General features: G+C 66.4%; 12 protein-coding genes. 4 read left to right on the top strand and 8 right to left on the bottom strand.

The genetic code is table 11. From position 1 onward, the window contains the following. The first annotated feature begins 3 nt into the window (after positions 1–3). The gene (locus J5M67_RS19945) at positions 4–579 is read left to right on the top strand and encodes a YceI family protein (protein ID WP_207887050.1); all 576 of its coding nucleotides are present in this window, start codon (positions 4–6) and stop codon (positions 577–579) included. 78 nt (positions 580–657) lie between these two features. On the opposite strand, the gene J5M67_RS19940 is transcribed toward J5M67_RS19945, so the two are convergent. Further along, positions 658–1,092 carry a MarR family transcriptional regulator gene (locus J5M67_RS19940; protein WP_207887049.1) on the bottom strand — a complete coding sequence of 145 codons (435 nt, stop codon included), beginning with the start codon at positions 1,090–1,092 and terminating at the stop codon, positions 658–660. Between the two features lie 269 nt (positions 1,093–1,361). Between J5M67_RS19940 and mexA the strand changes: the two genes are divergently transcribed. The 3 genes from mexA to J5M67_RS19925 are packed head-to-tail and all read left to right on the top strand — an operon-like array spanning position 1,362 to position 7,128. After that, entirely contained in the window at positions 1,362–2,519 is a 1,158-nt protein-coding gene (gene mexA / locus J5M67_RS19935; protein WP_207887048.1) for a multidrug efflux RND transporter periplasmic adaptor subunit MexA, read from the top strand. A 15-nt stretch (positions 2,520–2,534) separates the two neighbouring features. Continuing rightward, entirely contained in the window at positions 2,535–5,678 is a 3,144-nt protein-coding gene (locus tag J5M67_RS19930; protein WP_207887047.1) for an efflux RND transporter permease subunit, read from the top strand. 1 nt (position 5,679) lies between these two features. Then, the gene (locus J5M67_RS19925) at positions 5,680–7,128 is read left to right on the top strand and encodes an AdeC/AdeK/OprM family multidrug efflux complex outer membrane factor (RefSeq protein ID WP_207887046.1); all 1,449 of its coding nucleotides are present in this window, start codon (positions 5,680–5,682) and stop codon (positions 7,126–7,128) included. 240 nt (positions 7,129–7,368) lie between these two features. On the opposite strand, the gene J5M67_RS19920 is transcribed toward J5M67_RS19925, so the two are convergent. The 7 genes from J5M67_RS19920 to J5M67_RS19890 all read right to left on the bottom strand — a co-directional run bounded on the left by J5M67_RS19920 (position 7,369) and on the right by J5M67_RS19890 (position 14,234). Next, positions 7,369–7,797: a UPF0158 family protein gene (locus J5M67_RS19920; protein WP_207887045.1), complete on the bottom strand. Its 429-nt coding sequence runs from the start codon at positions 7,795–7,797 to the stop codon at positions 7,369–7,371. A gap of 100 nt (positions 7,798–7,897) precedes the next feature. Continuing rightward, positions 7,898–9,475, bottom strand: a complete 1,578-nt coding sequence (locus J5M67_RS19915; protein WP_207887044.1) for a methyl-accepting chemotaxis protein — start codon at positions 9,473–9,475, stop codon at positions 7,898–7,900. Positions 9,476–9,890: 415 nt separating this feature from the next. Continuing rightward, entirely contained in the window at positions 9,891–11,804 is a 1,914-nt protein-coding gene (locus J5M67_RS19910) for a methyl-accepting chemotaxis protein (protein ID WP_207887043.1), read from the bottom strand. A gap of 168 nt (positions 11,805–11,972) precedes the next feature. Next, positions 11,973–12,680 carry a 16S rRNA (uracil(1498)-N(3))-methyltransferase gene (locus tag J5M67_RS19905; RefSeq protein ID WP_207887042.1) on the bottom strand — a complete coding sequence of 236 codons (708 nt, stop codon included), beginning with the start codon at positions 12,678–12,680 and terminating at the stop codon, positions 11,973–11,975. Beyond that, positions 12,677–13,474 (bottom strand): twin-arginine translocase subunit TatC, encoded by a 798-nt coding sequence (tatC, locus tag J5M67_RS19900; protein WP_207887041.1) that lies wholly within the window; start codon positions 13,472–13,474, stop codon positions 12,677–12,679. Before tatC ends, J5M67_RS19905 begins: the two co-directional genes overlap by 4 nt. Next, entirely contained in the window at positions 13,471–13,977 is a 507-nt protein-coding gene (gene tatB, locus J5M67_RS19895; protein WP_207887040.1) for a Sec-independent protein translocase protein TatB, read from the bottom strand. The genes tatC and tatB overlap by 4 nt, the downstream gene beginning before the upstream one ends. An 11-nt stretch (positions 13,978–13,988) precedes the next feature. Further along, entirely contained in the window at positions 13,989–14,234 is a 246-nt protein-coding gene (locus J5M67_RS19890) for a twin-arginine translocase TatA/TatE family subunit (RefSeq protein ID WP_207887039.1), read from the bottom strand. Between the last annotated feature and the right edge of the window lie 16 nt (positions 14,235–14,250).

Here is a 14,250-nt window from a genome sequence, read left to right as displayed (position 1 = left end):
TCAATGCTGAAGAAGACCTTCGCCGCGCTGGCCCTGGGCACTGCGCTGTTCTCCGCCGGCCAGGCCATGGCCGCGGACTACAAGATCGACAAGGAAGGCCAGCACGCCTTCATCGAGTTCCGCATCAAGCACCTGGGCTACAGCTGGCTGTATGGCCGCTTCGACGACTTCGACGGCGCCTTCACCTTCGACGAGAAGAACCCGGCCGCCGACAAGGTCAAGGTCACCATCAACACCAACAGCGTGAACTCCAACCACGCCGAGCGTGATAAGCACCTGCGCAGCGCGGACTTCCTCAACGTCGCCAAGAACCCGACCGCGACCTTCGAGTCCACCGGCGTGAAGGCCGAGGGCAAGAACGCCGAGATCACCGGCAACCTGACCCTGAACGGCGTGACCAAGCCGGTCACCATCAAGGCCGAACTGGTTGGCCAGGGCGACGACCCGTGGGGCGGCTACCGCGCCGGCTTCATCGGTACCACCACCCTGAAACTGAAGGACTTCAACATCCAGCGCGACCTCGGCCCGGCTTCCCAGGAAGTGGAGCTGACCCTGTCGGTCGAAGGGGTGCGTCAGTAAGACGCGATACTGCGAAAACGCCGGCGAATGCCGGCGTTTTCGTTTGTGCGCCTTGGAGCCTGTTCATCTCGCAGGTTCTTACTCCGGGCGGCCGGTCAGGCACTGCTGGAGCAGGCGGGTGAGCAGCTGTTGCTGCGCGTCGTCGAGGGGCGCGAACAGATCGTCATGGGTTCGTGCGAGGATGGCCTGGGTACGCGCTTCGGTGATCCGCCCGGCCTCGGTGAGGAACAGCTGGAAGCTGCGTTGGTCGCCGGGGTTGCGTTCGCGGCGGACCAGCCCCAGTGCTTCCATCTCGCGAATCTTGCGGGTGACCAGTGCCTTGTCGCGGCACAGGCGGCGGCCCAGGGTCTGCAGGCTCTGGCCGGCATCGGCGCCGATCAGCTCGAGCAGGCGGATATCCGGCGGTGCAAGGTCAATACCCTCGGCGCACAGCTGGTCCTGAACGCTTTCGCGCAGGTGGTCGAAAACCAGCCTCAGGGCTTGTGGCAGCTCGGGATTCACGGTGTGGGTCATTGGCGCGGTCACGGTAAACGGAATGTAAATCCGGTTGATTGGATCAACCATTTTTTCGTATTTTAGTTGATGTTATCAACTTTGTGCTGCACGACCTGCGCCTTGCGGGAAACCTACTGCGATATCGGCAAACGGCTAAATCGTTTCAGTAGGTTTCCCTCAAGGCTTTCGGACGTTTACAAACAGAACTGAACGTAAGTATTTTTGCCCGCTTTTCCGGACCGGCACGCACGGCGCCCCCGGATGTTTTGCTCATGAGGAACAACGATATGCAACGAAAGCCAGCCATGCGCGCCCTGGTTCCGGCCCTGCTCGTCGCCATGGCCACCCTTGCCGGCTGTGACAAGAGCCAGGCGCCGCAGGAGAAGCCGGTCCCCGAAGTCGGGGTGGTGACCCTGCAGGCGCAGGAAGTGGCTCTGAGCACCGAGCTGCCCGGCCGGACCACTGCCTATCGCATCGCCGAAGTTCGCCCGCAGGTGAACGGCATCATCCTCAAGCGCCTGTTCAAGGAAGGCAGCGACGTCAAGGAAGGCCAGCAGCTGTACCAGATCGATCCGGCCACTTATGAAGCCACCCTGCAAAGCGCCGAGGCCACCCTGGTCTCCACCCAGCAGCAGGCCGATCGCTACCGCGAGCTGGTGAAGGACGAGGCGGTGAGCAAGCAGCAGTACGCCGACGCGCAGGCGGCCTACCTGCAGGCCAAGGCCACGGTGGACAGCGCCAAGATCAACGTGCGCTACACCAAGGTCTACTCGCCGATCTCCGGCCGTATCGGCCGCTCCACGGTTACCGAAGGCGCGCTGGTACAGAATGGCCAGGCCACGGCGATGGCCACCGTGCAGCAGCTGGACCCGATCTACGTCGACGTGACCCAGCCCTCCACCTCGCTGATCCGCCTGCGCCGCGAGCTGGCCGCCGGGCAGCTGGAGAAGGCCGGCGACAACGCCGCCAAGGTCAAGCTGTACCTGGAAGACGGTTCGGAATACCCGATCGAGGGCAAGCTGGAGTTCTCCGAGGTCTCGGTCGACCAGGGCACCGGCTCGGTCACTGTGCGCGCGATCTTCCCCAACCCGAACAAGGAGCTGCTGCCGGGCATGTTCGTCCATGCGCAGCTGCAGGAAGGCGTGAAGAAGCAGGCCATCCTCGCGCCGCAGCAGGGCGTGACCCGCGACTTCCGTGGCCAGGCCACCGCACTGGTGCTGGGTGCTGGCGACAAGGTCGAGCAGCGCACCCTCAAGGCCGAGCGCACCGTCGGCGCCTACTGGCTGGTCAGCGAGGGCCTGAAGCCCGGCGACCGCCTGATCACCGAAGGCCTGCAGTTCGTCCAGCCGGGCGCCCAGGCCAAGGCCGTACCCGCGAAGAACGTGGCGCCCACCGCCGGTGCCGCCGACAAGCCCGCCGCCGCACAGCCGGCCAAGCAGGGTTAATCAAGGGGATTTGTAATGTCGAAGTTTTTCATTGACCGGCCCATCTTCGCCTGGGTGATCGCCCTGGTGATCATGTTGGCGGGCGGTCTGTCGATCCTCAAGCTGCCGGTGAACCAGTACCCGGCCATTGCGCCGCCGGCCATCGCCATCCAGGTCGCCTACCCGGGTGCCTCCGCCGAAACGGTGCAGGACACCGTGGTGCAGGTGATCGAGCAGCAGATGAACGGGCTCGACCATCTGCGCTACATCTCCTCGGAGTCCAACTCCGACGGCAGCATGACCATCACCGTGACCTTCGACCAGGGCACCAGCCCTGACATCGCCCAGGTCCAGGTGCAGAACAAGCTGCAGCTGGCCACGCCGCTCCTGCCGCAGGAAGTGCAGCAGCAGGGCATCCGCGTGACCAAGGCGGTGAAGAACTTCCTGATGGTGGTCGGCGTCGTCTCCACCGACGGCAGCATGACCAAGGAAGACCTGTCGAACTACATCGTCTCCAACATCCAGGACCCGCTGTCGCGGACCGCCGGTGTGGGCGACTTCCAGGTGTTCGGTTCGCAGTACGCCATGCGCATCTGGCTGGACCCGGCCAGGCTCAACAGCTACCAGATGACCCCGGGCGACGTGAAGGCGGCGATCCAGGCGCAGAACGTGCAGATATCCTCCGGCCAGCTGGGCGGCCTGCCCGCGGTCAAGGGCCAGCAGCTCAACGCCACCATCATCGGCAAGACCCGCCTGCAGAGCGCCGAGCAGTTCAAGGAGATTCTTCTCAGGGTCAACGCCGACGGCTCCCAGGTCCGCCTGAAGGACGTCGCCGACGTGGCCCTGGGCGGCCAGGACTACAGCATCAACGCCCAGTTCAACGGCAAGCCGGCCTCGGGTATCGCGATCAAGCTGGCCACCGGCGCCAACGCGCTGGATACCGCCAAGGCGATCCGCTCCACCCTGAAGACCCTGGAGCCGTTCTTCCCGCAGGGCATGAAGATCGTCTACCCGTACGACACCACCCCGGTGGTCTCCGCCTCCATCCATGAGGTGGTGAAGACCCTGGGCGAGGCGATCCTGCTGGTGTTCCTGGTGATGTACCTGTTCCTGCAGAACTTCCGCGCCACGCTGATCCCGACGATCGCCGTGCCGGTGGTCCTGCTGGGCACCTTCGGCGTGCTCGCCGCCTTCGGTTTCTCGATCAACACCCTGACCATGTTCGGCATGGTGCTGGCGATCGGCCTGTTGGTGGACGACGCCATCGTGGTGGTGGAGAACGTCGAGCGGGTGATGGCCGAGGAAGGCCTGTCGCCCAAGGAAGCGGCGCGCAAGTCCATGGGCCAGATCCAGGGCGCGCTGGTGGGTATCGCCCTGGTGCTCTCGGCGGTGTTCCTGCCGATGGCCTTCTTCGGCGGCTCCACCGGGGTGATCTACCGCCAGTTCTCCATCACCATCGTCTCGGCCATGGCCCTGTCGGTGCTGGTGGCGCTGATCCTGACCCCGGCGCTCTGCGCCACCATGCTCAAGCCCATCGAGAAGGGCGACCACGGCGAGCACAAGCGCGGTTTCTTCGGCTGGTTCAACCGCATGTTCCTCTCCACCACCCACGGCTACGAGCGTGGCGTGTCGTCGATTCTCAAGCACCGCATCCCGTACCTGCTGATGTACGTGCTGATTCTTGGCGGCATGGTCTACCTGTTCACCCGCATTCCCACCGCGTTCCTACCCGACGAGGACCAGGGCGTGCTGTTCGCCCAGGTACAGACCCCGGCCGGCTCGTCCGCCGAGCGTACCCAGGTGGTGGTGGACTCCATGCGCGAGTACCTGCTGGACAAGGAAAGCAGCTCGGTGGCCTCGGTGTTCACCGTGACCGGCTTCAACTTCGCCGGCCGCGGCCAGAGCTCGGGCATGGCATTCATCATGCTCAAGCCGTGGGAAGAGCGTCCGGGCGCGGATAACAGCGTGTTCGCCCTCGCCCAGCGCGCCCAGAAGCATTTCTTCACCTTCAAGGATGCGATGGTGTTCGCCTTCGCCCCGCCGGCGGTGCTCGAACTGGGTAACGCCGTGGGCTTCGACATCTTCCTCCAGGACCAGGCCGGCGTCGGTCACGACGTGCTGATGCAGGCGCGCAACCAGTTCCTCGGTCTTGCCGCGAAGCATCCGGCGCTGCAACGCGTGCGTCCCAACGGCCTGAACGACGAACCGCAGTACAAGCTACTGATCGACGACGAGAAGGCCAGCGCGCTGGGTGTCTCCCTCGCCGACATCAACAGCACCCTGTCCATCGCCTGGGGTTCGAGCTACGTCAACGACTTCATCGATCGTGGCCGGGTGAAGAAGGTCTACCTGCAGGGGCGCCCGAATGCGCGGATGAGCCCGGAAGACCTGGAGAAGTGGTATGTGCGCAACGACAAGGGTGCGATGGTGCCGTTCAGTGCCTTCGCCAGCGGCGAGTGGAGCTACGGCTCGCCCAAGCTGGCGCGCTACAACGGCGTGCCGGCCATGGAAATCCTCGGTGAGCCGGCTCCGGGCCGCAGTACCGGTGAGGCCATGGCGGCGGTCGAGGAGATCGTCCAGCAACTGCCCAAGGGCGTCGGCTACGCCTGGACCGGCCTGTCCTACGAGGAGCGCCTGTCCGGCTCCCAGGCACCGGCGCTCTATGCCCTGTCGCTGATCGTGGTGTTCCTGTGCCTGGCGGCGCTGTACGAGAGCTGGTCGATTCCGTTCTCGGTGATGCTGGTGGTGCCGCTGGGTGTGATCGGTGCGCTGCTGGCGACCTCCATGCGCGGCCTGTCCAACGACGTGTTCTTCCAGGTGGGCCTGTTGACGACCATCGGCCTGTCGGCGAAGAACGCGATCCTCATCGTGGAGTTTGCCAAGGAGCTGCACGAGCGCGAGGGCAAGCGCATCGTCGATGCGGCCATCGAGGCGTGCCGGATGCGTCTGCGTCCGATCGTCATGACCTCCCTGGCGTTCATCCTCGGCGTGGTGCCGCTGGCGATTTCCTCCGGTGCAGGCTCGGGCAGCCAGCACGCGATTGGTACCGGCGTGATCGGCGGCATGGTCACTGCGACCGTCCTGGCGATCTTCTGGGTGCCGTTGTTCTATGTGGTGGTGAGCACCCTGTTCAAGGACGCCGCGTCCAAGGAACAGGAAGCCACCGAGAAGGGCCATTGATATGAGAAAGTCCCTCTTGTCCCTTGCGATTGCCGCCGGCGTGTTGTCCGGCTGCTCGCTGATCCCCGACTACGAGCGCCCCGAAGCGCCCGTGGCCGCGGCCTACCCGCAGGGCGAAGCCTACGATGCGGCGAAACCGGCCAACGCCGGCGCTGACATCGGCTGGCGCGAGTTCTTCAAGGACCCGCAGCTGCAGCGTCTGGTCGAAGTGTCGCTGGAGAACAACCGCGACCTGCGCGTCGCCGCGTTGAACATCGAAGCCTACCGGGCGCAGTACCGCATCCAGCGGGCCGACCTGTTCCCGGCGGTAGATGCCAACGCCAGCGGCTCGCGCCAGCACGTGCCGGGCGATCTGTCGCAGACCGGTCATTCGACCATCACCAGCCAGTACGGCGCGACTCTGGGCGTCACCGCCTGGGAAGTCGACCTGTTCGGCCGCCTGCGTGCCCTGCGCGACCAGGCGCTGGAAACCTACTTCGCCAGTGAACAGGCGCGCCGCAGCACCCAGACCAGCCTGGTGGCCAACGTCGCCAACGCCTACCTGACGCTGCGTGCCGACCAGGCCCAGCTGGAGCTGGCCCGCAACACCCTGGCGACCTACCAGAAAAGCTACGACCTGACCAAGCGCAGCCACGAGGTGGGTGCCGCCTCGGCACTGGACCTGGCCCAGGCGCAGACCTCGGTGGAGCGTGCCCGCGCGATCTCGACGCAGTACACGCGCCTGGTCGCCCAGGACCAGAACGCCCTGGTGCTGCTGCTCGGCTCCGGCCTGCCGGCCGACCTGCCCAAGGGCGGCGATCTGTCCGACGACCTGCTGGCCACCGTACCGGCGGGCCTGCCGTCCGACCTGCTGCAACGTCGCCCGGACATCATCCAGGCCGAGCTCCAGCTCAAGGCCGCCAACGCCAACATCGGCGCGGCGCGTGCGGCGTTCTTCCCGCGTATCAGCCTGACCGCCAATGCCGGCAGCCTGAGCCCGGACCTTTCCGGGCTGTTCGACGGCGGTTCCGGCAGCTGGTTGTTCCAGCCGTCCATCAGCCTGCCGATCTTCAACGCCGGTGCACTGCAGGCCAGCCTGGACCTGGCCAAGGTGCAGAAGGACATCAACGTGGCGCAGTACGAGAAAGCCATCCAGACGGCCTTCTCCGAAGTCGCCGACGGCCTCGCCGCCCGCGGTACCTTCGGCGAGCAGCTGCAGGCGCAGCGGGCGCTGGTGGACGCCAGCGACCGCTACTATCGCCTGGCCGATCATCGCTACCGCACCGGGGTGGACAACTACCTGACCCTGCTCGATGCCCAGCGCTCGCTGTACAGCGCCCAGCAGCAGCTGATCAGCGACCGCCTGAACCAGCTGACCAGCGAGGTCAACCTGTACAAGGCCCTCGGTGGCGGCTGGAGCGAAAGCGCGGCGCAAGCCAAGCCGATCTCCAACGAGGCGCCGCAAGGCTGATCGTTACTGGTTGGAAAATGAAAACGCCGCCCCTCGGGGCGGCGTTTTTGTTTGTGCGGGATACGCGGGGGCGGCCAATCGCGGACGGAGTCCGCTCCTACGGGGGGCTGCGGGGCTGACCTGTAGGAGCGCCCCATGGGCGCGATCGCGGGCATGGCCCGCTCCTACAGGGGAACTCCTGCGCGAACCCCGACGATCTGCGCCGCCCTACATCGAGGCTCGGCGTGGGGGCATTGCCAACTACAACATGGCACTCCGCGTCGCCGGCTGAATGTGGTTATCCGCCAGCCAGTCCAGCGCACACTCGCGCAGGCGCTCGGCCTGGTATGCGTACCAGGCCTGGAGCAGCTCCGGATAGCCCATCAGCACATGACGGAAGGCCTTGAACGGCTTGCGTCCCTCGATGGCATTGGCCAGGGCGGAATAGGCGTGGGGATCGGGCACGTCGCGCAGGAAATCGCGCATCAGCTCCAGCGACTGGCCGCTGCTCAGCGGTTCGATGGGCAGCAGGCGTTCCGGCTCGCGGTGCAGCAGTTCGGCCAGCTCGGGGTCCGGGTCGTCTTCGGGGATCAGCAGCACCTGGCCGCTGAACAGGTCCAGGTAGTGATCGATACCCTGGGTATCGAGCGCGAAGGCCAGTTCGTCGAGGTCGATGGTCAGCGGGCGCATGGTCACTCTCCCTATATGGCGAGTGACCGATCCTACGCCATGCGCATGACAACTGTCCTGCCCTTGTCGGCCGGCGCGGGCGCACTGACCGGTTCAGGGATCACAGGCGGAAGCGGCCCACCTGCACTTGCAGCTCGTTGCCCAGGCGCGCCAGTTCGGTGCTGGAACTGGCGGTCTGTTCGCTGGCGGCGGCGGACTGCTCGGCGATCTCGCGCACCTGCACCACGCTGCGGTTGATCTCCTCGGCCACGCTGCTCTGCTGTTCGGCGGCGGAGGCGATCTGCAGGTTCATGCCCTGGATGTCGGCCACGGTACGGGCGATCTCGCCCAGCGCCTCGCCGGCGCGGCGGGTCAGCTGCACCGAGCTGCCGGTCAGGCGGCGGCTGTCGTCCATGCGCGCCACCGCTTCCTGGGCGCCGCGCTGCAGGCCGGCGATCAGGCCCTCGATCTCGGCGGTGGACTGCTGGGTGCGCTTGGCCAGCCCGCGCACCTCGTCGGCCACCACGGCAAAACCGCGCCCGGCCTCACCAGCGCGGGCCGCCTCGATGGCGGCGTTGAGCGCCAGCAGGTTGGTCTGTTCGGCCACCGACTTGATCACGTCCAGCACGCTGCCGATCTTGTCGCTTTCCTGGCGCAGCGACTCCATGGCCTCGGCGGAGCGATCCACCTCGCTGGCCAGGCGGTCGATCTGCGCCACCGCATCGCGCACCACCTGGTCGCCCTGGCGGGCCTGCTGGTCCGCCTGCCGGGCGGCGAGGGAGGCCTGCTCGGCGTTGCGCGCGACTTCCTGCACGGTGGCGGCCATCTCGTGGATGGCGCTGGCCACCTGCTCGGTTTCCACGCGCTGGGCATTGACCCCGGCGCGGGTCTGCTCGGTGACGGCGGAGAGTTCGTCGGCGGCCGTGGCCAGTTGCCCGACGTTGCCGCCGAGCTGGCCGATCAGCCGCGCCAGGTTCTCGCGCATGCGCAGCATGACGCGTTGCAGCTGCCCCAGCTCATCGGGGCGCTGCAGGTTCAGGTCGCGCGCCAGGCCCCGGGACAGGTCGCCTTCTGCGATGTACTCGGCCAGCTCCAGCGCCTCATGCAGCGGGCGGACGATCTGCCGGTTGATGGCCCAGCCGGAGAGCAGGCCGAAGGCCAGGGCGAGGACCGCGATGAGGATCAGCCGGGTCTTGGCTGCGGCGGTCTCCTCGCTGTTGCGCTGGAGGGTATCGTCGTACAGGCGGGTGCTGGCGCGGAGCATTGCCTGGCTGGCGTCGTCCAGCTCCTGGCGCGCCTGCTGCGTGGCGGTGACGCCGGAGCGGCTCAGGCCGTTGAAGGCCGCACGGTAGTCGGCCACCGCCTGGCGCGCCGCACTCAGCTGCGCTGCGTCGATGTCGCTGCCGCTCAGGCGCCGCTCGATCAGCGCGAGCATCTTCGAGCTGTACTGCTCGACCCGCTCGGCCTGGGCACGGTCGCCACCCAGTTCGAATTGCAGGCGGGCGAGGTTGGCTTGCTGGCCGAGATTGCTCAGTTCGGTGAGGGCCGCCAGTTGTTCGCCGCGCCGGGCCTGGTTGTCCAGGCTGCGCAGGCCGCCGAGCAGGACCAGCAGGGTGAGGAACAGGAGGATGCCGAATCCCACCACAAGCTTGAGGCTGACGTTCAGACGTCCCAGCTGGACTACTAACCAATCGTACATGTCGAAAGCTCCAGAAAGGCTTCGCCACGGGATCGACGGCCCGGGGCAGGGAGGATCGGGAGGAGGCAGATGGGGCGGTTTTTTCTCGGGACGCATCTGTGTGCGTCAGAGGGTATCGGCGGCTGTTTTGGAAACTAAAGGATGAAAATGGTCACGATACGCCCTTGTGGGAGCGAACTTGCTCGCGAACCGCTTCCACAGGAGCGTAGGGCGTATAACGTTCGACGTTATACGCCGCTTGGCCTTGTCATCCGGCCGGAAGGACTTCAACCGGGGAACCTGTCACCGGGCGCTTCGAACTCACCCCTGCGCCAACTCAGGATCACGGTGTATCGGCGTACAACCGCGAACGGTTGTACGCCCTACGAAAAGAAAAAGGCCCGCATTGCGCGGGCCTTTTCCATCCGGTTGGCGATCAGACGCGGAAGCGGCTGACCAGCACCTGCAGCTCGTTGCCCAGGCGCGCCAGCTCCATGCTGGAGGCGGCGGTTTCCTCGCTGGCGGCGGCGGTCTGCTCGGAGATGTCGCGCACGTTCATCACGCTGCGGTTGATCTCCTCGGCTACGGCGCTCTGCTGCTCGGAGGCGGCGGCGATCTGCTGGTTCATCGACTGGATGGTCGACACGGTGCGGGTGATCGCGCCCAAGCGCTCGCCGGCGCGGCGGGTCAGGTCGACGGTGCTGACGGTCAGCTCGCGGCTGGTCTCCATCATCTGCACGGCCTGCTGGGTGCCGCTCTGCAGGCCGGCGATCAGCTCTTCGATCTCCTCGGTGGAGGACTGGGTGCGCTGCGCCAGGGCACGCACTTCATCGGCCACCACGGCGAAGCCACGGCCGGCATCGCCGGCGCGAGCGGCCTCGATGGCGGCATTGAGCGCCAGCAGGTTGGTCTGCTCGGCCACGGCCTTGATCACGTCCAGCACGCTGCCGATCTTCTCGCTTTCGCGCTTGAGCTTGAGCACCGACTCGTTGGAGCGGTCGACTTCGCCGGCCAGGCGGTCCATCTGCCCGACCGCTTCGTTGACCGCGCCTTCGCCGTCGCGGGCCTGGCGGTCGGCGGTGGAGGCGGCCTCGGAGGCTTCCTCGGCGTTGCGCGCAACCTCCTGCACGGTGGCGGCCATTTCGTTCATGGCGGTGGCGACCTGGTCGGTCTCGCTCTTCTGGTTGTTCACCCCGGCGCTGGTCTGCTCGGTGACCGCGGACAGCTCCTCGGCCGCGCTGGCGATCTGCGTCACGCCGTCGTGAATGCGGCCGATCAGCTCGCGCAGCGACAGGTTCATGCGCTGCATGCTCTTCTGCAACTGACCCAGTTCGTCGGAGCGGCTGGTGGGGATGTCGCGGGAGAGGTCGCCGTCGGCAATGCGTTCGGCGTGGCCCAGTACCTCGCGCAGCGGATTGACGATCTGCCCGGTGATGATCCACGCGGCAATCAGCCCGAGCACCAGGGCGATCAGTGTGGCCAGGCCCAGCAGGGTCTTGGCCTGGGCGACGCCGGCGTCGCGCTTGGCGGTTTCGCTGACGGTGAGTTCGTTGCTGATCTTCTCGATCTGGACCCCGCTGTCGCGCATGCGGTCACGGGCGGACTGACTGGCGTTGACCTCGTTGCGATAGGTGTCGAGCGCCGCCCGATAGGCCGCCAGGGCGTCGAGGGCGCTCTGGTAGTCGGTGGCCAGGTCGGCCGGAGCGCTCTGCATGCCTGCCTGCACGGCCTGGGTGGCCTGCTGGAGGCCATTGACAGCGGTCTGCTCCAGCGCGGGATTGTCGACGCTGGTGTAGGCGAGTACCTGGAAGCGCGCCGCCATCACCTGGCGGCCCAGGCTGGCCAGCGCCTGCAGTTGCCGGGGCGACTCGAGGCTGCTGCTGGCGACCAGTTTCTGTTCGGCCTTCTCCAGGCCGCCGGTGATCAGCGCGGCATTGTGGATCAGGTTCTGCTTGGCGGCATCGCGGGCGGCGAAGGACTTCAGCAGTTCGTCATACAGCCGGCGGTACTCCGTGAGCAGTTCTTGCTGCTGGTCCAGCTTGCGACGGTCCTGTGCCTCGCTGAACTTGGCGGAGATAGCCTTTTGGCGCTGCTCCAGCTGGTCCAGGGCGTCGACCACCAGCTTGGCGTCTTCCGGCGCACGGGTGGACTGGAACTTCAGACGGGCAATGCGCAGGTCCTTGGCGCCCGCCACCAGTTCGGAAATCTCGCCGAGCTTGTCGCCCCGGTTGATCACGTTGCTCAGGTTGATCCAGCCGGTGAGGGCGATCAGCAAGGTGAGCAGCAGCACCAGGCCGAAGCCTGCGGCGAGTTTGAGTTTGACACTGAGGTTGTTGAACCAGCGGAACATGGCGGCGGGGCTCCAGCGATGAACAGGGCCGGTACGCATGGCTGAGCAGGGAATGCGCAGAGTGGGAACGACCGGTATCGCAGGTATCGGCGCCAGGGGCGGGAACTGAAGCGTCTGGTGGATATTTTCTGACTGGCGGTTCAAGCCGGAAACCGCATGGTTTCCGGCTTAGAACAGGCGCGCCAGGAGTGCGGTGACGGCGGTTTCGACGCGCAGGATGCGCTCGCCGAGCTGGACCGGGGCGAGGCCGGCTTCGCGGAGTTTTTCCACCTCGTAGGGAATCCAGCCGCCCTCCGGGCCGATCGCCAGGGTGACGGGCTCCGTCAGCGCCCGCGGGCACTCCGGCCAGGGACCGGGATGGCCGATCAGGCCGAGGCTGCCCGCTGCCATGGCCGGCAGGCGATCCTCGACGAAGGGCTTGAAGCGCTTCTCGATGATCACCTCGGGCAGCACGGTGTCGCGGGCCTGCTCGAGGCCGAGGATCAGTTGCTCGCGCACCGCGTCGGGTTCGAGGAAGGGGGTCTGCCAGAAGCTCTTTTCCACCCGGTAGCTGTTGAGCAGTACCAGGCGCGGAACGCCCATGGCGGCGACGGTCTGCAGCACGCGGCGGAGCATTTTCGGGCGGGGCAGGGCGAGCAGCAGGGTGAGCGGCAGCTTGGCCGGCGGGGCCTGGTCGAAGCTGACCTGCAACTCGGCTTCGTTGGCGTCCAGGCGCAGCAGGCGGCCTTCGCCCATCAGGCCGCCGAGGCGGCCGACACGCAGGCGGTCGCCGCTTTCGGCGCGGTGGACTTCCTGCATGTGAGTCAGGCGGCGGTCACGCAGGATCACGCGATCCGCCGCAACGAAGTCGGCGTCGTCGAGCAGCAGCAGGTTCACGGGCGGGTCGCCGGCGGCTGGTCGCCCTTGGATGGGTCTTCTTCGGTTTCCGGCCCGCGTTTGCGGATCAGGTGGCTGAACAGCACGCCGGCCTCGAACAGCATCCACATCGGCACCGCCAGCAGGGTCTGCGACATCGGGTCCGGCGGGGTGAGGATCATGCCGACCACGAAGCAGCCGATGATCACGTAGGGGCGGATCTTCTTCAGGTAGGCCACGTCGACCACCCCGATCCACACCAGCAGCACGGTGGCCACGGGAATCTCGAAGGCCACGCCGAAGGCGAACAGCAGGGTGAGGAAGTCCAGGTAGCTGTTGATGTCGGTCATCGGCGTCACCCCTTCCGGGGCCTGGCCGAGGAAGAAGTGGAACATCAACGGGAATACCAGGAAGTAGGCGAAGGCCATGCCGGCGTAGAACAGCACGATGCTGGAGGCCAGCAGCGGCAGGGCGACGCGCTTCTCATGCTTGTACAGCCCCGGGGCGATGAAGCCCCAGACCTGGCCGAGGATCACCGGCATGGCGAGCAGCACGGCGACGATCATGGTCAGCTTCAGCGGCGCGAGGAAGGCCGATGCCGGGTCGATGGCGATCATGGTCGCGCCTTCGGGCAGGAAGCGCCGCAGCGGCTCGGAGGCCAGGGCGTAGATCTTCTGCGAGAAGTACAAGAGGCCGATGAAGATCACGAAGATCGCGATCACGCAGCGCAGCAGGCGCGTACGCAGCTCGGTCAGGTGCGAGACCAGGGGCATTTCCTGGTCGTTTTCGGGCTGGTCGGGTTTTTCGGCGCTCATGGGTTACGCGGCGTCTCGGACGAAGCGGGCGGCTGGCTCGGTTGCGGCGCCTGGGGCGCGGCAGTCGGCTCGGCCGGTGCGGCGGGGGCCGCTTCCGGGCTGGCGGTGGGCGCAAGGCCCATGCCCGGCAGGTTGTTCAGGCGGCTGTTGGGCGCGATGCTCGGCGCCGCGGGCGGCTCGGCCGGCGTGCCCTGGCCTTCGGGCTGGGCCGGCTGTTGCGGATTGAAGGCTTCCCGGGCCTGGTCTTGCAGGTCGGTCAGCGGCGCCATCAGCTTCTTGGCTTCCTGCTCCATCTGCAGGATGTGCTCGTTGTGCAACTGGCGGCGGATTTCATCCGCACCCAGCTCACGCTCCACTTCCGTCTTGATGGCATTGAAGCTGCGCTTGAGCCGGCCGATCCACAGGCCGGCGGTGCGCGCGGCACCCGGCAGGCGGTCGGGGCCGAGCACCAGCAGGGCGACGAGGCCCACCAGCAGCAGTTCGCTGAAGCTGATACCGAACATGGTTTATCCCATCAGTCCTTGCGAGCCGGCTCTTCGACCTTCTGCGCCTGGGCGTCGATGGTGTGCGGCTGGTTCAGCGGCTGGGCGGGCGCGGCGGGGGCGTCCTTCTTCTCGTCTTCCTCGGTGTTCATCGCCTTCTTGAAGCCCTTGATGGCTTCGCCGACGTCCGAGCCCAGGTTCTTCAGGCGCTTGGTGCCGAAGACCAGGACCACGACGATCAGGATGACGACCCAGTGTTTCCAGTCAAAGATGCCCATCTTGTTCTCCTCGAGT

Origin of the sequence: Pseudomonas sp. 30_B (assembly GCF_017491605.1) — a bacterium.
Taxonomy (GTDB): domain Bacteria; phylum Pseudomonadota; class Gammaproteobacteria; order Pseudomonadales; family Pseudomonadaceae; genus Pseudomonas.
This window is presented reverse-complemented; position numbering and strand designations above follow the sequence as displayed.

Coding starts and splice junctions, on each gene's coding strand:
- J5M67_RS19915 (WP_207887044.1), bottom strand. CDS start 9,475: ATGTACGATTGGTTAGTAGTCCAGCTGGGACGTCTGAACGTCAGCCTC.
- J5M67_RS19940 (WP_207887049.1), bottom strand. CDS start 1,092: ATGACCCACACCGTGAATCCCGAGCTGCCACAAGCCCTGAGGCTGGTT.
- J5M67_RS19920 (WP_207887045.1), bottom strand. CDS start 7,797: ATGCGCCCGCTGACCATCGACCTCGACGAACTGGCCTTCGCGCTCGAT.
- J5M67_RS19890 (WP_207887039.1), bottom strand. CDS start 14,234: ATGGGCATCTTTGACTGGAAACACTGGGTCGTCATCCTGATCGTCGTG.
- J5M67_RS19910 (WP_207887043.1), bottom strand. CDS start 11,804: ATGTTCCGCTGGTTCAACAACCTCAGTGTCAAACTCAAACTCGCCGCA.
- J5M67_RS19930 (WP_207887047.1), top strand. CDS start 2,535: ATGTCGAAGTTTTTCATTGACCGGCCCATCTTCGCCTGGGTGATCGCC.
- mexA (WP_207887048.1), top strand. CDS start 1,362: ATGCAACGAAAGCCAGCCATGCGCGCCCTGGTTCCGGCCCTGCTCGTC.
- J5M67_RS19925 (WP_207887046.1), top strand. CDS start 5,680: ATGAGAAAGTCCCTCTTGTCCCTTGCGATTGCCGCCGGCGTGTTGTCC.
- J5M67_RS19945 (WP_207887050.1), top strand. CDS start 4: ATGCTGAAGAAGACCTTCGCCGCGCTGGCCCTGGGCACTGCGCTGTTC.
- tatC (WP_207887041.1), bottom strand. CDS start 13,474: ATGAGCGCCGAAAAACCCGACCAGCCCGAAAACGACCAGGAAATGCCC.
- tatB (WP_207887040.1), bottom strand. CDS start 13,977: ATGTTCGGTATCAGCTTCAGCGAACTGCTGCTGGTGGGCCTCGTCGCC.